General features: G+C 40.1%; 12 protein-coding genes and 1 tRNA gene. 5 read left to right on the top strand and 8 right to left on the bottom strand.

The features are described from left to right. Window positions 1–15: 15 nt before the first annotated feature. The gene (locus HX021_RS06365) at window positions 16–1,056 is read right to left on the bottom strand and encodes an Atu2307/SP_0267 family LLM class monooxygenase (protein WP_286589301.1); all 1,041 of its coding nucleotides are present in this window, start codon (window positions 1,054–1,056) and stop codon (window positions 16–18) included. 80 nt (window positions 1,057–1,136) lie between these two features. Then, the gene (locus HX021_RS06370; RefSeq protein ID WP_286589302.1) at window positions 1,137–3,734 is read right to left on the bottom strand and encodes a phosphatidylglycerol lysyltransferase domain-containing protein; all 2,598 of its coding nucleotides are present in this window, start codon (window positions 3,732–3,734) and stop codon (window positions 1,137–1,139) included. A gap of 124 nt (window positions 3,735–3,858) precedes the next feature. On the opposite strand from HX021_RS06370, the gene HX021_RS06375 reads away from it, so the two are divergent. Next, window positions 3,859–5,106, top strand: coding sequence for a glycosyltransferase (locus HX021_RS06375; protein ID WP_286589303.1), 1,248 nt, complete (start codon window positions 3,859–3,861; stop codon window positions 5,104–5,106). Here the strand turns inward: HX021_RS06375 and HX021_RS06380 are convergent. Together HX021_RS06380 and dcd are read right to left on the bottom strand one after the other, a co-directional pair. Continuing rightward, the gene (locus tag HX021_RS06380) at window positions 5,103–6,203 is read right to left on the bottom strand and encodes an MBL fold metallo-hydrolase (RefSeq protein WP_286589304.1); all 1,101 of its coding nucleotides are present in this window, start codon (window positions 6,201–6,203) and stop codon (window positions 5,103–5,105) included. The two genes, HX021_RS06375 and HX021_RS06380, sit on opposite strands and share 4 nt — an antisense overlap. A gap of 8 nt (window positions 6,204–6,211) precedes the next feature. Further along, window positions 6,212–6,748: a dCTP deaminase gene (gene dcd / locus HX021_RS06385; protein WP_286589305.1), complete on the bottom strand. Its 537-nt coding sequence runs from the start codon at window positions 6,746–6,748 to the stop codon at window positions 6,212–6,214. 337 nt (window positions 6,749–7,085) lie between these two features. Between dcd and HX021_RS06390 the strand changes: the two genes are divergently transcribed. From HX021_RS06390 to HX021_RS06405, 4 genes are all read left to right on the top strand, one after another. Beyond that, window positions 7,086–7,727, top strand: a complete 642-nt coding sequence (locus tag HX021_RS06390) for a 4'-phosphopantetheinyl transferase family protein (protein ID WP_286589306.1) — start codon at window positions 7,086–7,088, stop codon at window positions 7,725–7,727. A gap of 110 nt (window positions 7,728–7,837) precedes the next feature. Beyond that, a tRNA-Glu gene (locus HX021_RS06395) sits at window positions 7,838–7,909 on the top strand. An 830-nt stretch (window positions 7,910–8,739) separates the two neighbouring features. Further along, a complete protein-coding gene (locus HX021_RS06400; RefSeq protein ID WP_286589308.1) occupies window positions 8,740–9,243 on the top strand; it encodes a hypothetical protein in 504 nt (167 codons plus the stop codon). A 593-nt stretch (window positions 9,244–9,836) separates the two neighbouring features. After that, a complete protein-coding gene (locus HX021_RS06405) occupies window positions 9,837–11,705 on the top strand; it encodes a hypothetical protein (protein ID WP_286589309.1) in 1,869 nt (622 codons plus the stop codon). Between the two features lie 57 nt (window positions 11,706–11,762). Here the strand turns inward: HX021_RS06405 and HX021_RS06410 are convergent, their stop codons facing one another. From HX021_RS06410 to HX021_RS06425, 4 genes are all read right to left on the bottom strand, one after another. Next, window positions 11,763–13,109 (bottom strand): ankyrin repeat domain-containing protein, encoded by a 1,347-nt coding sequence (locus tag HX021_RS06410; RefSeq protein ID WP_286589310.1) that lies wholly within the window; start codon window positions 13,107–13,109, stop codon window positions 11,763–11,765. 16 nt (window positions 13,110–13,125) lie between these two features. After that, window positions 13,126–14,322 (bottom strand): ankyrin repeat domain-containing protein, encoded by a 1,197-nt coding sequence (locus HX021_RS06415; protein ID WP_286589311.1) that lies wholly within the window; start codon window positions 14,320–14,322, stop codon window positions 13,126–13,128. A 305-nt stretch (window positions 14,323–14,627) separates the two neighbouring features. Beyond that, window positions 14,628–15,407: an enoyl-CoA hydratase/isomerase family protein gene (locus HX021_RS06420; protein ID WP_286589312.1), complete on the bottom strand. Its 780-nt coding sequence runs from the start codon at window positions 15,405–15,407 to the stop codon at window positions 14,628–14,630. A gap of 5 nt (window positions 15,408–15,412) precedes the next feature. Then, window positions 15,413–17,905 (bottom strand): DUF5686 family protein, encoded by a 2,493-nt coding sequence (locus HX021_RS06425; protein ID WP_286589313.1) that lies wholly within the window; start codon window positions 17,903–17,905, stop codon window positions 15,413–15,415. Window positions 17,906–18,165: the final 260 nt, after the last annotated feature.

Raw genomic sequence — 18,165 nt, forward strand, 5'->3', positions numbered from 1 at the left:
TGACACAATGCTCTTTTAAACGTCTTTATTCAGTACCTTCCGAATTTCCGGAGCTATTTTTTCCCCAAATATTTCAATGGAACGTAACATTTCTCGATGTCCTGGGGCTCCAACGTCCATATGGGCAGAAAAACGCGTCAATCCAAATTTCTCATGGATCGCTAATATTTTATCTACGGCGTAAGCTGCATCCCCAACAATAAGATGCCCTCGCGATGACCTTCCAAAATCATATTGTGTACGTTGATAAGGCGGCCAGCCCCGGCTTGAGCCAATACGGTCCATCTGAGCAGAATAGATTGGATAGTAATAATCCGCAACCTGGGTATTATCATCGCCAAAAAAAGCATGCATATGTACCCCCACCTGAAACTTGGACATATCATGTCCATTATCTTCGTAGGCTTGGCGATACATTTCAAATAAGTGATCAAAGCTCTCGTACATACCTCCAATGATCGCAAACATAACAGGTAAGCCTAATTTTCCGGCACGGATAACTGATGAAGTGGTACCGCCAACCGCAACCCATATCGGCAAAGATCCTTGTTTAGGCCGTGGAAATACCTCTTGATTAATCAAAGGAGCTCGAAAATTTCCGCGCCAGGTTATTGGATTTTGTTTGTTCAGTCGAAGCAACAATTCCAGCTTCTCCTCAAACAAATCGGAATAATCCTTCAAGTCATACCCAAATAGTGGAAATGATTCAATAAAAGATCCCCTTCCCGCCATCAATTCCGCCCGTCCATCAGACAGAAGATCTACCGTGGCAAAGTCCTGAAACAATTTAACTGGGTCAGCAGAACTCAGTACCGACACGGCACTGCCCAGCTTAATATTTTTGGTCACTGTAGCAGCTGCAGCTAATACAATTTCTGGAGCCGCAACAGCATAATCTGCACGATGATGTTCTCCTATCCCAAAAAAATCCAATCCAACCTGATCCATCAGCTTGACCTCTTCAATGATTTCTTTCATCCTATCTTGAGGTACTTGGATCTGCCCAGTAATGGGGTCAATCCGAGAGTCACCAAACATTCCTATTCCTAATTCCATACATATTTTATTTTAATTCAATCAAAAATACCATCTTCTTTTTTCAAATTATTTGATCTAGGACAAGAAATCATGGAGCGCTATTTATCATTCGGTTTCATCACTTTAATTAACGCCGCCGGAAGCTGTATAAGATCAAAATCATTATCAAAGATGAGGTATTTACTCTCCCAAAATGTTGCGTATTTCTCTTTAAAATCACGCAAGCTCTGAAAACGTTTAAAATTCCCCAATCTTGCCGAAGCAAATTTCATGATCTTTTCCGCAGGGCTATCTGTTGTTCCCAGTCCGGTCATTGGCACCATCCCAAGATTCAGATAACTGTAATGTTTCGCTTTCCCGTAAGCAATCAGTGCGACAATTAAGGCATCCATACTTCCTCCGGGGGCATCAGGTGATTTTCGAATCATATCATAGGTACACTCATCTTTAGCATAATCTGGAATGACATTTAGAAAGCCCACAATTTTTTCTGTTTTATCCTTTAACACAATAATATCTTGCGAAGCAAGTGCTATCTCATCAAATCCCCCTTGAGCAAAAACCATTTCCTTCTTATTAAACGCGCTTAGCCATTCTTCAGAAACTCTTCGAAGTTCCCGAAGAACCTCAGTCTTCTGAGGGGCTTTCAGCACCATTGTTGCAAATCCTTTTTTTTGAATCATATTCAACCCGTTCCGCAAGGACTTTCGATCCCGACCATCCAGCTTAAAGGTTTCCAACTCCAATATCGCCTCTTGTCCAATGATTATTTTTTGTTTATGAAGAGCCGAAAAATGGACTAAACTATTTTCATCAACACGATAATAAATAGCTTTCAATCCATTTGTATAACAATACCGGTCAAATTCCCGGATAAGCTCCTCCTTGTCCTCCGGCTCACAGACAGGCTCATCCAATACTACCGCAAACTCATTGGCCAATCGATAAGCCGTAAATCCTTCCGAAACTTCCGAAAAAAAGAGTGACTTATCCTTCCCTAATTTAAAGAAATCCATTGGAGATTGCCCAAACTCCATCAATAGCTGCTGAGCCCTTGCAAATTCAGATCCGTCAGCATCTTCATCGTTGATTAAACGGGGGCGAGCCAGTGCATAAATTAAAAGTAACCAGCAAAAAAGCCCCAATACCTGAGTAATGCGCAAAAACTCCTGGCCAAAGCTGGTTTTTGGCATCAGCTCATCATCGGCAAATAACAAAAAGCTTCTCGCCGTGTGATAGATCGATTGCCGCCATGTAAACTCAACACCAAAATGCTGTTTATCGATAAAATAAAAGCTCAAAGCATCAAACAGACATACGCCAAACATAGCAAAGACAAAAGTTACAAACCCAATCCTAACCCAACGGATATTGCTTTTGATACGATATTGCTTATAGTTTATCGCTAATAAGGTCAGTGTAAACAACGCTATTGAAGCTTCTTCATAATCCAGGGCCTTAAATACATGTCCGAAAAGTGACAGTACACTGAACACAATGGCTATCCAAAATGCAATCCGAAAACCTTTGATCAGATAAGCTGCAGTAACCAGAAGCCCCACGCCCAAAACCAATACCATAAATTTAGACGCATGAATTGTTTCTGCAGGCAAATAAAAACGGTCTAATTTCATACGTTCTGCCAATGGTGGCGTCAATACCGATACAAGATTGACCATTCCCAAAAAGAAGATCAGTAATGCGGGCCCTATCCGTGCCAAAAGCTGCTTCCCACGCCAAGCGAAAGCAAGCAGCCCCAAAAGTAAAGGGAGCCAAAACTCAAATGTACGGTACAGCATGGTAATCCCCAGTCCCTCAGCTTGAGAATAACCATATGCCTTGAAAATATAGAGCATGGTTAACTCTACTGCTCCCAGCCCCCTAAGAAAAGGGGAAACAATCATTAATACAACTGAAACAGTATATGCTATTGCGGCAGCTTCGAAAGAATGGTCCAGCCCTAAAGCATACATACTTACAAAAGCGTGGGCTATACCACAACACTCCACGACCGTTGAAACGACCATAGTCCCCAATAGATACTTCAGCTTCACTTCTCCAGAAAATATCTCATCGATATTAGAAGCTACTGCTGGGAACTTTGACTCCACCCACCGATAGATTCCCCGATGGGAACGAAATGACCATACAAATCCAAATACAGTCCCCAAAAGCAGCCCCAAAATCAGTAATGATATCCATGCATCGCCAAAATTCTTGTTATTCCAGACCGTATATAATATCACGGGGACCCCGATCAAAAATACTGTAAGAAGACCAACATAACCATATATTGCGCCAGCCTGATGAATCTGTGTTGTACTCAAGTTTCTTTTACGTAACTGCGTCGTTGTATAAGCAAGGGAACTGATACCACCGGCTGGAAGAAATACACTAAGCAAGTTTCGTTTCAGAAAAAGGTCTATTGCTATTGACAAATTGATCGAAAGTCCAATTGCCTTGAAGCTTTGTATGTACATCAACCCCTGCAAGAAGATGTACAAAATAGTGATCCCCAATCCCACCATGACCCAGGTCAAATCAGCCATCCTTAATTGGGGGAGGATAGCCCCCAGCTCCTTTCGTTCATTTCTGAAAAACACAAAGGCCAATAAAATGACCAATATTGCTATCAGTTCCTTCCAATAGGTCTTGGGTGAAAAATGTCGGATTCGCTGAACAATAGTTTTGCCCATATGATCGTTTAATGATTAATAACCTTAAAGTATATTATAAACACCCAATAAAGCTAATCGTTTGAAAATGACAAATTGTTAAGTTTTCATCAATTCTTTTGACATTAATCAGTAATTTTCCGCCATGAAAGAGAAAAAGGTTTTGTTCATAGGACTAGTGTGGCCAGAGCCAACATCTTCTGCGGCCGGTTTTAGAATGATGCAGTTGATCGACACTTTCATCAACCGGTCTTATCAGGTTACCTTTGCCTCTGCTGCTGCTAAATCACCTTATAGTGCAACATTAAAAGCAAGTGGTGTCCATGAGCAAGCTATTGAACTGAATAGCGCAAGTTTTGATTCATTTATCGCTGATCTTCAACCTGATATTGTTATTTTCGACCGTTTTATGGTTGAAGAACAATATGGCTGGCGGGTCGCCCAGCAATGCCCGGATGCACTCCGTATTCTCGATACGGAAGACCTTCATCTCTTAAGACAGGCAAGACATACCTGTATCAAAAATAAGGACGATTTTTCTTTCCAAGAATTATTTACAGACACCGCAAAAAGAGAGATTGCTTCCATCCTTCGTTGTGATCTTTCATTAATCATTTCCGAATCCGAAATGAGAATCCTGACGCAAATATTCAGAATCTCACCCGATATACTATATTACCTACCGTTTCTTGAGAATGAAATTACTGCCGAGCAAATAGAAACTTGGAAACCTTTTGAGAAACGAAAAGACCTTTTATTTATTGGCAATTTTATCCATGAACCTAACTGGCATACCGTCCAATACCTAAAGAACCAGATTTGGCCCAGGCTCCGTAAGTTATTACCAAAAGTAGAATTGCATATTTATGGGGCATATGCAACGCAGAAAGTACTTCAACTAAACAATCCCAAGGAAAATTTCTACATTAAAGGCCGGGCCGAGTCAGCACATCTCACGATGGAAAACTACAGGGTGTTGGTCGCTCCGATTCAGTTTGGCGCAGGAGTAAAGGGGAAATTTATTGATGCCATGCAAACCGGAACTCCATCAGTCACGACGACTATTGGGGCTGAGGCCATGAAAGGCAACCTAACATGGAATGGTTTTATTGAAGATGACCCCGACACTTTCTGTCGGAAAACAATGGATCTATATGATGATGAGATCGTCTGGAAAACAGCACAGAACAACGGTATCCGTATCATCAATGAACGTTATGAAAAGCGAAAGTATCAAGCCGATTTCATGACAAACTTATCCCTATTAAAAGCGCAGATCGATAAACACAGACAGCAGAACTTTATTAGCCAGATCCTGTTGCACCATACTTTACAAAGTACTAAATATATGTCCTTATGGATTGAAGAAAAAAATAAACAGCAGCATATTTAATCTACCTCACGCCACCAAGGAGCATATACAGTATCTAATTTATTCAAATAGACCAGTTCTCCCAACTGGGGGGTTATGACTGCTATATGCTCTTTATTTGCGATCTCGTAAAATTTCTCCATCGGCTCCTTCCAGCCATGCATAGCTAAGGCAAATTTCGAAGAATGGATAGGCAAAGTGACTTTAGCTTGCAGATCTTTTATCTCAGCGCCCCATTCTTCAGGCAAAGAATGAATGTAGTGCCAAGCATCATTGTATTGCCCACTTTCTAAAACAGCTAGGTCAAACGGGCCAAATTGTTCACCTATGGTTTTAAAATGCTTTCCATAACCACTATCCCCTCCTAGAAAAAGATTATACTTTAGGGTTTTTAGCACAAAAGACGTCCATAAGGTATTATTTCTAGTAAAACGTCTTCCCGAAAAGTGTCTTGCTGGGGTAAAGGTAACCTCAAAACCAGGAGCAAGCTTCATCTGGTCATACCAGTCTCCTTCAATAATTTGATCCGGACTATAGCCCCAGGATTCAAAATGTGCCCCCACACCCAGCCCACAAACAACATGCCCAACTTGATCTTTCAATTTCACCACTGTTTCATAATCAAGATGATCATAATGATCATGTGAGATCAACAGATAATCAATCTTGGGAAAGTCCAAAGCAGTATAATCCACTGTCATTTTGAAAGCTTGGTTACTTCCCGGTATTGGTGAAGCATTTTCGCTGAAGACGGGGTCTACCAAAATTAATTTGCCATCAATCTGTAATAAATAAGATGAGTGCCCAAACCAGATGATCAGATCTTCTTTAGGTAAGTTGCTTAAATCGCATCGTTTGCTGGGCAATGGGTTCAGCGGTTTCAAACCTGGCGTTTTCTTAAAAAGGAAATCCCACATCAAAGTGACTACATTAACATCGCTCTTTAAAGATGGCGTAACCTCCAGGTTATGAAAAACACCATTTCTGAAATTTGGCGATTGCTTCATACGTTCCAGTCGCGCTCCTTTAAAACTTCCGCCAAACATGGGATGAACAAAATAATAGAGTATCCCACTGATCATAACAATCACCAGAAGCCCTAAAACCATCCATGCCATGCTCTTCATTAAAATTTATTCTTCCACATCATAGATTCAACAGGGCGGATCGTCTTACCGTTATACTTCGCATTGCCTTTCGTATTATAAAACGTCTCGATCTCTCCTTCAACCGAGAAATAGATCAGCTGTCCAATCGGCATTCCGGCATATACTCTGACCGGCTGAGCAACAGAAATCTCCAGGGTCCAGGTATTGCAAAAGCCAACATCTCCTTTCCCTGCTGTTGCATGGATGTCTATGCCTAAACGCCCAGTGCTGGATTTCCCCTCCAAAAAGGGGACATGTTTATGTGTCTCTGTATATTCCAGCGTAACCCCCAAATACAATGTATTCGGTTCCAGTACAAAACCTTCTTCCGGAATTTCAAAATGATGGATTTCATTATGTTGCCTCGCGTCCAATACGCGATCTGCGTAGGTTGCTAAATATTTTCCCAGGTGCACATCATAGGAATTTGTTCCAAGGCACTTGCGATCAAACGGATGAATGACTATACTGCCATTTTCAATCTCTTCAAGAATTCTTTTATCAGATAAAATCATGTGTATCAAATATAACAAAAGCACCAGGCAATGCTATTCAAAGTCAAAAGTACGGTTCTCCTGCAAATTTTACCTCATTTTTTTTTCGAAAGTAGATCTGTGATAATCAAGTGTCTCTTTGCTGCAATATAAAGGAGAATATTTCGCTCGGCTCGGCAGGGCAATAAGCCAAATCTTATTCTATTCATATTATTAAATCCGGTCAATTCCTGCACATCACAGGGTAGTATCGCTCAAAATCTTGGCTTATGGCATTTTAAAAGAACCCGCACCTTTGATGGTGAAAGTTCCGTTTATAATCGTATAATAATTTGCAATTTGTTTTTTAAATTTGAGTATGAGTCTAGTGTATTTACGTGAAATAGATAACCAAACCAAATTTGCGATTTGGCGCATTGAAGAATCGGATGATGATTTATTGTCCAAGCTTCAATTGGATGAACGTGAAAAAGCTAAATTAGGCTCCTTTAATAAAGGCAAGCGAAGGTTACATTGGCTGGCGACACGCGTCCTTTTGCGGACACTTTTAAATACAACACATTATATCGAATGCCCCTCCGATGCAAATGGCAAACCCTATCTCGCCAATTTTCCACAGAAGATATCCTTGTCCCATTCTTTTGATTATGCTGCAGCCATGATCAGTACAAAAGGAGAAGTCGGCATTGACATGGAAATTATCAAAACAAAAGTGGAACGCATCCAGCATAAATTTTTAAAACCCCTTGAACTAGATTTCATTGCCAAAGATCATTCACGTTACGAGCAGTTATATGCCTGTTGGTGCGCCAAAGAAGCGATCTATAAACTGCAAGGGAATTCAGGTGTATCATTTCTACATAACATGACTATCCTCCCTTTTGACTACCAAAAACAAGGTGTATTGAAACTAGTGCTCGAAAATAACCAAAGCCAATGTACATTCGAAGTACATTATGAGAAGTTCAATGAATATATGCTTGCATACGCAGTAGAATAAGCATTTTTAAAAAATAATTTTTCTCAATTTCAATGCATTAGCGATCAGACACAACTTTTTTTTTGCACTTTTTAAAAAAGCTTCTATATTTGCAGCATTGAAAAGAAAATGGCCCGTTCGTCTAGGGGTTAGGACGCAAGATTTTCATTCTTGAAACAGGGGTTCGATTCCCCTACGGGCTACAGAAAGGCATCATAGAGAGCCAATAAGATTCAAAACCGCACTTAATTATATTAAGTGCGGTTTTTTGTTTTATGGGTTTCTTTGCGATTCTCGAAAATTGATCCAAAAGAACCCGGCAAGAGCCCCTGAAAATTTCTCCCGGTACGCCTTATTTGGTGTTTTGTTGTATTATTTTAACCTTTTTAAACCACGACCAGCATGTTACTATATGAGATTGTGCCCGGCATTTATACTCGTATTTTGTAACTGATGATAAGCCTGTGTGTCGTCCTTTTATAGGTTTACAGATTGTCCGACACTGAAAAAAGGTTACAATTTTTGAGTGATGAAAATTTAGATATTTTTAGGCCTAATTTGGTTTAACAATTTAAAACCATCTAATTGAATTATTCTGCACAATAAAAGGTCTACAGTTCTCTATTTTATTGTCCCGATGTTTGATTAGATATTGAATTATGAGGTACATTTAAAAATTTAATATTTCCATTCAATGCTTTCGCGGTACTATATCGTATTTTTTATTTGTTATATTTAAATGCACATCCAGAACATCAACATGTTCGTTAGTAACATTCGAGTCTTTCAATGCTGAAGATAGTAGTACTGGATATAAAGGCATTACACCAGACTTTATTATTAATGAATCTATAGATAAAGACTTTGGCGATATTGATGAAAGCTTACTAAATGGTGCTCTTTCAATAATGTTCAATGATAAAAGAAATAGTGTGAAAAAAAAAACAATCAAGTCATCTATTTGGAAATCAACCACTATCTGGATGTATTAAAATCAACAATTTAATTCTTAATCAACTATAAATTTCTGTTTATGAATCAGTCAAGGATCTATAGTCAAAAATTCCTTCAATCGTGGATTTGGATTGGTCTTCTTATTTCTACAATTATTTTTTCTTTTGTTTTTTATTCAGCAATAAAGAAAGGTGATGAGATATTTTGGTTAATATATTTGTCGGTGATAGCAGTAGCTATTCTCTCCGTTTTTATCATATTCCTTTTCGGTAAGCTGCAAATCAATCTTATCGGAGAAAACTTCTATTATCGATTTATTCCATTTCATTTCAGATGGAAATGCATTCCTCTAAATCAAATTATTGATGTTTCAGTAATAAAATTTGATGCGATAAGCGATTTTGGTGGGTGGGGTTTAAGAAAGGAAAAAAATGGAATAAAAGCGCTAATAATAAATGGGGATATGGGTATAAAAATTGATCTTAACACTGGAAAGAGCATGATTTTCGGAATTCAAAATGAAGAGATTGCCTTTTCTCTAATAAAAGAAATTAAAGAAAATAGGAACCTTACTTCAAATTAGGAAATTGAAAGATTAGCCATTGGAGATTGATGCAGCCGAATCTTGAATATTAACAGCAAAGTTTAGGATTTTTAAACTAGTTAATATGAAAATCTATGGATATTGACGTTCTAGAGAAGATCTTTCTGTTCCATCTACATTTGTATTTGGTACTTAAATCTCTTATCTTTAGATATAAAGCACTTGCAGCTAAAACATATATCAAACCAGTGAGTTATTCGGGGAGTAGGGAAATAGAAGGTTTGTAAATAACTGATAAATAGATTGATGCAAGTAGGGTTCGATTCCCCTACGGGCTACTGAATTAATAATTAAAAGACCTGCAAATATTTGCAGGTCTTTTTTAGTTTTCTGTATCCATTCTTCCATAAGACTGTCCATCTGGTCAACACTCCTTTTTGCAATCAATTATTCTGCTCATTTTATCAAGAACGATATCTCCAACTTTATCCGTAGCAAAATATTTTACCCCTTAGACCATCAGCACATAAGACTAAAAATAACATCAATTAAAAAATGACCCATATATTATTGATAATAAATTATTTATACTATATTTATAATAATCAAATTTAAACTTAAAAATTAATCTAATGGTATCAGGTAGAGACTTCCAAGCATGGAACAACCACGATAGAGGCGGTTATTCCGACTCTTACACAGGTGCCCAGGGACAGGACAACCTCAATGCCAACGACAATTCGTTGGAAACCGCGGCCAATACATGGGTCATTATCTTTGACAAACCAGGTTACACGGGCAACTGCAAAAAAATCCCGCCGAGCAAATATATTGACAGTCTGACAAATACGAATCGTTATGACAATAATGGCAAAAAGGTTGGGGACTGGAAAAATCATATGCAAAGCTTTATCCTCTACAAGCAGAAACCTGCTTTTTGGGACACAGGCTCTGACTATACACAACCAGATAAATCACAGCTTTTCATCCTGCACGACGCTCAGGCATGCATGGCAGAAAATGATGATTTTATGGGGGCCAATCGTATATTTTCCGCCCCATTTAATGGTCCCAGTACGACAAACATTGGCTATACGACAAACAGTATCCAGATGTCAGGGATCAATTCGATCAGCTCCTTGAAAACAGGCCCAAACGCATGGTTGATCATTTTTAGCAAAACAGGAGCCCAAGGAGACTTTAAAAAGGTTAATCCAGAGACAACATACGGTCAATTAAGCGCTGTGAAGCGTACAGATATTGCCGGCGACCAACAAGGAAATTGGGAAAATGAGATTGACAGTTTTCTTTTATACCCAGCCGAGCCTGGCTTTTGGTCTACCAAATACCAGCGGGTCTATGTCGATTTCGAAACACTCTATAAACTGTACCCCGATCCCAGCAGCAAAGCAACGGATAATGACGTCGCCTATGTTGTAGGAGACTCAACCTATAAAATTGACGAGCCCGAATTCATCGACCAATCTACCACGCAGCAGCTATCAGTCTACCTCATCGATGATACAACCGACTTACCGACAGATGGCTGGACGAAATACCATGTTTATCAGCAACATGAAAACACGGGATCCTTCGACGATAAAGCTGAATACGACATTTATTTTGACAATAATGGACGATTGGTTTCAATACAACGCTTCCAGTGGTCATCGAAAGGCGCCTTTCAGGTACCACAAACGCTGATAAAAAGTGTTGATCTGATCGCTTGGTATGTAGGAACGGCATCATCGCTGGTATCATTTGGTGTCGGCGAAGAAGTAGCCGCCACCTTTGTCAAGATCTTTGATTTTGTTTGTAACGTATTCAACAAAATTGCAAATGTCGTTTACAAAGCCACAGACAATGGTGGTCAATTTTATTTCCTGCCGGTGATCTGCCATACACTGAATCGTATTTGTACAACGGTCGCAACACCATTTAACCGTCCAGTATACCCCGAGAATGATCCGAGAAATAATTACAGGATGGCCTTTAGTAACAGTGGGTTTCCAACCGCATTGGGCAATGCACTAAATGGTAATGGTTCGGCAAAGGGTTGGGCACAAAGTACCAGCGGGAAAACCAGTACATTCAACCAAGTGGTAGAGTTTACTTATCAAAACACCCCTTACCGTACCTGGTATCAAGAATCTTCCATTTCATCGCAACTGGGACTTTTTGTCTCCTGTAAGATTGATTATGAAATCGATGGCTCCAAAGACGACCATATCATTTTACTGATGGGATTTGCTATTACTTCTACCAGCCAACAAACACCAGTGATCAGTTTTGCTCAGGTCATTGTACAGTTTACCGATGGTTCAAATACCAATATCCAGTCCAATGCATTCAATGTGGATGTGATCAATGCCGTATACAATGACCTAAAAAGTAAACTTTCAAGTGTATCCATGGACGATGACCAGAAAGGCCGCCAATACATTGCTGAAATAACGCAAGCGAACATGATTGCAATAAATGCCTGTGTGAGCTATCATTAATAAAACAAGAAGAACCTGTCATGGCAGGTTCTTCTTAATACCATAGTTGGTTAAGTCTTAAGCGCCTAAAATCTTCGCTTTCTCCTGATCAAATTCTGCCTGATTGATAATTCCGGCATCCAGCAGTTCTTTTAAATCAAACAATGCTTGTTTCTTAAGCCCCATATCCATTCCGGATTTAGCTTCGGGCGCCACCTTTTTTCCTGGAGTCACCGGACCATCCTGAACAGCATTGGTTTTTGCCCCAAAATCGATCAGCAAGGCCGTGATCTCATTAAATCCCTGTATATTCGAATAATCAATCGGCTTTTGTTCAAGCACATTTGAAATATCCGCAGATGCCCCATTGGACAAAAGATAGCGTAAAACATCTTTCTTACCATATGATGCAGCATAATGCAAAGCGGTATTTCCAGAGGCATCCTGTTTATCTATGGCCGCCCCACTATCTAATAATTGTTTCACTAAGGACAAATAGCCCATTTTTGTAGCCGTTTGTAATAGTGTTTCACCAGCATAATGTGGCTCATATCCTAAAATAAGGGTACGTCCACCTGTCTGGGCGATCAGCTTTTCCAGATATTTTCCGTCTTTTCCGTCAAAGGAATCTACAGGACGCGCATAGTCCGGCGATAAGCCGCGGTCAAGAAACAATGCCAACAGTTCCTTTTGGTTGCTGTTACACACATACCAAACCGGGGAGATACCTTCTGCAGATTCTGCAAAAATATTACTTCCCTGTTCCAGCAATTTTTGGGCTAGAATACGATTACCAGTTTTGACCGCCAGCAACAGGGGCCCCTCACTCAAGTCATTCAATACGTTCACAGCAGCTCCGTTGTCCAATAAGATATTTACAATTGGAACTGCCCCCAAAGCCACAGCAATATTCAACGGTGTATTCCCCGCCTTATCTGTGATGTCCAGATTCGCCCCTTTCCCAACAAGCAATTGGACCACGGATGGATACTTTGCCTGTACAGCCAGTAGCAGGGGGGGCTCGGCCTCATTATTCAAAACATTAACGTCCAGTCCAGCTGTAATCAGATTTTCGACCATATCCTGCTGCCCGGTACGCGCTGTAATATGAAGTAAACTATTCCCTGAAAAATCATTGATGTGGATATCGGCTCCCTTATCTAATAAATAAGCCGCTGTCTGTTTTTGCTTCTGCAGTAAAGCAAAGTACAATGGTGTCTCGCCACGATGATCCTCATAATCAATGGCAGCCCCTGCCGCCACTAATTTCTTTACTAGATCCAAATATCCCCGATGTGCAGCGTAATGCAGCGCAGTACGCCCCAGTTCATCAGTATAAGATACATCCACCTGCTCCTTTTCCAATAAAATTTCTGCAATCTTGCGTTTACCACCTTCGCAAGCAACTATAAATGATTGAGACATAAATATTTCTTGTGTTTTATTGTTTCAATAACCACTCCACTGTCTTGACCTTGAGGTTATCTTCCATGGCATAATCAACAGCCTTTTTATCCATCCTATTTTCTACTTGTGGATCTACCCCCTCACCAACAAGATATTTCACCTTTTTATAAAGATCCCGTGCTTTATTTTCATCGTAATTGATAGCCACCTGACAAACCTTATGCAGCAGTGTATTTCCATCGTTATCAGTATAATTTAAGTCCAGGTATCCTTTTCCTGCCACATCTTCCAGTGTACCAGCGGATCGTTCCACAAGCCAATCAACCCCGGTTTTTTCTTGCTGATACCAAAGTGAAGCCTCCGTGAGATCGGCCCCATGTTCCAATAATAAGATTAAAATTCTAAGGTTTTGATCACTATCAGTGCTCATCATTCGCAGAAAAGCATTGAGAAGATTTTCACCTTGCTTATTGACGCTATGAAAATCTGGAGTTCCGTAATTTAGAAGCTTTTCCAAAAGGTCCGCGTTGAATTGCCTGACCGCAGCATAATAAAAAACACTTTCGCCATGCCAATCTTTTAAATTTGGATCCGCGCCGGCATCCATTAACATGGTAGCAGCCTCCATCTTTAACGTATCAGCCGCCATATGCAAAGCCGTTTTTTGCTCGACATTTCCGAGATTGGGATCAATTCCCTCAGCTAATAACCAACAGACAAGTTCGCCAATGCGATCCGCCGGCTGCATGCGTAGACTGCAGACTTTAAACAGCAATGTCTGTCCATATTGGTCTACCCTATGTAAATCTGCACCCGCATCGACAATAGCTTTCAACAGCCCAATCGGCGCACTTTCCCGTAAGGCATACTCAAGAAGTGTGGTACCAGCAACCTCTTCATTAATATCTTCAATCTGCTGGAGATAACTGCCTAGCCATGTTACATAAGTATCAAGCATATCTCCATTCATGACCAATGGTTTTACCAAGGTATTGATCACCGTCGTATCAAAACGATTGTAATCGTATAGATCTGTCGATATAAGGCCCTTGTCAACAAACTTATCTAAAATACTATAATGCTGATGTCTGATCAATTGACTAACCGCACTGTTTAATGCATAATCCTGAAATTCTGTTTTTCCTGTTGCCTGCGCAATAATCCGTTCCATTGCCTCGATATCACCTTTTCCAGAACAATCGGTAAGCGCTCTCAACTCATCATTTGTCATTAGTAATTTTTATTTATAATCAAAAGAAAGGCAGTGAATTGCTTCAAATACTTGTGAGCTACTACCTAAATGCTGTATAAAATAGGCCACATACACGGGCTTGATATATTCGGGTTTCACGAGCGTACGCGTATGATGCTATAGTCAATATATAAAAAACGGTCTAAAACAAGAAATAGTATACAGAACATACCGACTGTTGGGTGCAGAGATCAGCCTATATTTTCGTTTGCCGTTGATATGAAACGGATAGCATAAAGCCCCGGCATCTTCCGGGTCATGTCGCCCAGGAAATAGAATGTCTATTACTTAAATTCTGGAGCTCTCTTTTCTAAGAATGCCGCTACCCCCTCTTTGAAATCTGCTGTGCCGAACAAGTGCCCAAATGCATCCATCTCTACATGGTTACCTTTCCGAGTTTTGTCTTCAGCTGCATTAATAGCATCTATGGCTTGGGTTACAGCGGAACGAGAACGTGTGAATATTTTCTGCAGAATAGTTTCAGCGCGCGCCATGAGTTGCTCTTGAGGGACAACCTCATTAACCAATCCTATAGCAGCAGCTTTTTGAGCATCAATCATATCGCCGGTTAAAATCATTTGCATAGCATGTCCCTTTCCTACCAATGCGGGAAGACGTTGCGTTCCACCATAGCCAGGGATCAACCCCAACGAAACTTCCGGGAGCCCCATTTTAGCACTTTCAGTAGCTATCCGTATATGACAGGCCAAAGCCAATTCAAGGCCACCTCCCAAAGCATATCCATTTATTGCCGCAACAACAGGCTTTGGGGCCCCTTGGATAAGATCCGAAAAAAGAATATGCCCACGCTCACTTAAGGAGCGTGCCTGAATAACGGATAGATCGGTAAATTCTTTTATATCCGCTCCCGCAATAAATGCCTTCTGCCCGGCCCCAGTCAATATTATACCCCGAACTAGGTTATCAGCATTGAAATGCATAAAAACATCCTGCAATTCATCAAGAGTAGCCTGATTAAGAGCATTCAATTGAGCTTCACGGTCGATCACGATATAGCCAATACTATCTTTGACCTCGCATCTTAAATTCGAATATTGGACCATAATAATTAAAAATTAAAATGTAACGATGCAGTGAAGGTATCTGCTGGAATGCCTTCTCCACCTTTGTAACTTAACCTCTTTTTATACTCTAATCTAAGTAATTTAAAAATATTATCCACACCCACCAATCCTTCAATATAAGGTTTGTTTCGCAATGCCCTAGTCTGAACAATCCCGTCTTTATCTGGTTCAAAACGAACATTTCCAGGGGTAACGAAAGGATTATTGATATCGCTCAATTTTCCGTAAAATGCTTTGAAACCTGTAAGCTCACGCCATTTTAGCCTCTTGAACAAAGGAATTCTATTAAAGAAAAATCCATTCCAATTGTGATGATAGGTCAACTTCAAAAATTGATCCGACACAAATTCCGAGCTTGCCATCAGATCAAAATTTACTAAGGGACCTGCTTTATCTTTGGTGACTTCGGGCAGTTCCAATAAAGTATAAGGGAGATGTTTGCCCCAGATTCTTCCACCCGAAAACTCGAAATCCGCCTGACCCGCCGGAGATAAAAACAACCTTTTGAACACACTGAACCGTAAAGCATTGTAATTATAATCGGCTCCCCAGAAGCCTTTCAACCCTTTATTGTATTGCAAAGTAAATATTGGATATTTGTTCTCAACCGTCCCACGGTCCAGATTATGATAAGTAAATTCCTCGTTTGGGGCCCAGCGCAAAATCAGCTGCAGATCATTGGTATTCACCATACGAATGGTATCCGGAACAGGTAGATTGTTAATATAATATAGATCTCCGCGGGGTTGTCGGCGGGTATGCGTAAATGCTGTTCCAATGCTAACATGATTGCCGAATTCAATTAAATGGTCCAGCCTATAAATATCATTGAACTGCCATTTATTGGGTCTGTTTCTTCCAAAGGACCTAAAAAAGCCATCCCCTTTCAAAAATCCCAGGTTACGTCCCGGCTCCATCACATCATGTTGAACAGTAAAGCGTAGATAGTTTGCCGGAAACTGGACAATACGTTCGCCATTTAGCGTAAATGCAGTACTCAGGTAATACTTCAACGCCTTATCTTTATCACCGTAGGCAACATACCCCTCCATAAATGCTTTCTCCGAAAACAGACGTGTGGTACGGCCGCTCAACCGAAAACGATTGCCCTCATAATTATTTCGACTATAAAGGTATTCCAAAGGACCGAACTCAAATTTCCCGACATTATAATATCCTTTTGCCAATAAATAACCCAGTGCTACCAAACGGTTGAACGAACGCATATTTTGAACCGAATCAACTTTTTGATATGCTCCGAGTTCGGCCGTACTTAACGGCGTCGGTCTGATTTGAACCATTGGAATATTTGGGGCAGACTGGAGTAAATATCGCTTCTCTACTGGAACGCCAGCAAAACTTTCAGCGGAGATTGAATCCGTACGATGCCTTAAAAATTGGGTTTCTCTCCGCCCATATAAAACATCCGATTTACGTGCACCAAATAACATTTTCAGATCGGCATGTATAGGGATCATGCTGCCATTTTTAAACTCCTGATAGCCCAGGTCAATCTGTATGTCATTGATCCAATTGATATTTGCCCCGCGCCCAATATTCAAGGTCGCCTGTTGAACGGCATATCGCGTATCGTCAGAAATCCACAGTACCCCATAGAAGAGCAAATCAATATTTGATTTGCCTTCAAAATGAAGTTCGATATAATCCTTACCCTCTATTTTTACAGTATCCTGAATATGATATTTATAGAATGCTGTCGCTCCAGTTGCTATTGGGCTCAACACACCCTTATTCACAATCTGAATCGTATTTCCATAGAGATCCACATCACGTAGGAGTGTCTGGAACCGGGTCTGCCAATTATCATTGTTAAAAAAACGAGGGTTCAGTTCCGTTTGATTATGGCTGGTGATAATTTTCTTACTGCGGTTAGGATCATGCGAGGAATATACATTGGCATAGTTTTCTTCCAGATAGAATGGAGAAATGGTCAGCCCCCTAAATACCGTCGAATCTACATTTTCAAAAAGAAACCTAAATTGTTTCGGAAACTTCTTTGCTTTATCCACAGGATCAACGAAACCAAATTGGGTCTTTTCATATTCATCAAAACGAATTTCTGGAATACGGCTATAATGATTTTGTGACTTATGGGCAATGACTTGTTCTATCAATGCAATCGCAGGGTCTTTGGGTTTTCTTTTTTTTCGGCTGATAACAACCTCGTCCAGGGTATTGTCCTTTGCGGTAAGGTTGACTACCATCAATGAATCGTGCAAGTGGCCAATATCAACTATTCTACGTTCATAGCCAACCGCCCCAAACCCCAATTGTCGATATTGCTTAATATGCTGGACTTTAAAATATCCCAAAGTGTCGCTTACACTGCCTACATCCTCACCGATCCAATGGATAGACACGCTGGAAATACCTTTACCAGTTTGCTCATCGATCACCTTCCCACGGATAAACTCTTGTGCGATCACTTGACTTCCGATGAGAAGGTATAGCAACACACACACAAAATAAGCTGAAAAAGATTTAACACACACTTTAAACACCATCTAAAAACTGATAGGATTTCCTCTTCCCAATATACAATTTGTATTCAAGAGTTATATCATTAAATATAAAAAAAGCATAACGAAATCGTTATGCTTCAGTAAACAACATTAAAGGTATTGAAGTTGCTACATTTGAGTGGACATTAAGTTAAGAGAATTTTAATAACTTAAGAGACTTATGTCAAGAGAAAGAAAAGTTTATACCAAAGAGT

The sequence above is a fragment of the Sphingobacterium sp. N143 genome (assembly GCF_030325625.1).
GTDB lineage: Bacteria > Bacteroidota > Bacteroidia > Sphingobacteriales > Sphingobacteriaceae > Sphingobacterium.

Excerpts from the sequence above, each read along its gene's own strand:
- dcd (WP_286589305.1), bottom strand. The coding sequence starts at position 6,748 with ATGATTTTATCTGATAAAAGAATTCTTGAAGAGATTGAAAATGGCAGT.
- HX021_RS06380 (WP_286589304.1), bottom strand. The coding sequence starts at position 6,203 with ATGGCATGGATGGTTTTAGGGCTTCTGGTGATTGTTATGATCAGTGGG.
- HX021_RS06365 (WP_286589301.1), bottom strand. The coding sequence starts at position 1,056 with ATGGAATTAGGAATAGGAATGTTTGGTGACTCTCGGATTGACCCCATT.
- HX021_RS06375 (WP_286589303.1), top strand. The coding sequence starts at position 3,859 with ATGAAAGAGAAAAAGGTTTTGTTCATAGGACTAGTGTGGCCAGAGCCA.
- HX021_RS06400 (WP_286589308.1), top strand. The coding sequence starts at position 8,740 with ATGAATCAGTCAAGGATCTATAGTCAAAAATTCCTTCAATCGTGGATT.
- HX021_RS06370 (WP_286589302.1), bottom strand. The coding sequence starts at position 3,734 with ATGGGCAAAACTATTGTTCAGCGAATCCGACATTTTTCACCCAAGACC.
- HX021_RS06390 (WP_286589306.1), top strand. The coding sequence starts at position 7,086 with ATGAGTCTAGTGTATTTACGTGAAATAGATAACCAAACCAAATTTGCG.
- HX021_RS06415 (WP_286589311.1), bottom strand. The coding sequence starts at position 14,322 with ATGACAAATGATGAGTTGAGAGCGCTTACCGATTGTTCTGGAAAAGGT.
- HX021_RS06420 (WP_286589312.1), bottom strand. The coding sequence starts at position 15,407 with ATGGTCCAATATTCGAATTTAAGATGCGAGGTCAAAGATAGTATTGGC.
- HX021_RS06410 (WP_286589310.1), bottom strand. The coding sequence starts at position 13,109 with ATGTCTCAATCATTTATAGTTGCTTGCGAAGGTGGTAAACGCAAGATT.
- HX021_RS06405 (WP_286589309.1), top strand. The coding sequence starts at position 9,837 with ATGGTATCAGGTAGAGACTTCCAAGCATGGAACAACCACGATAGAGGC.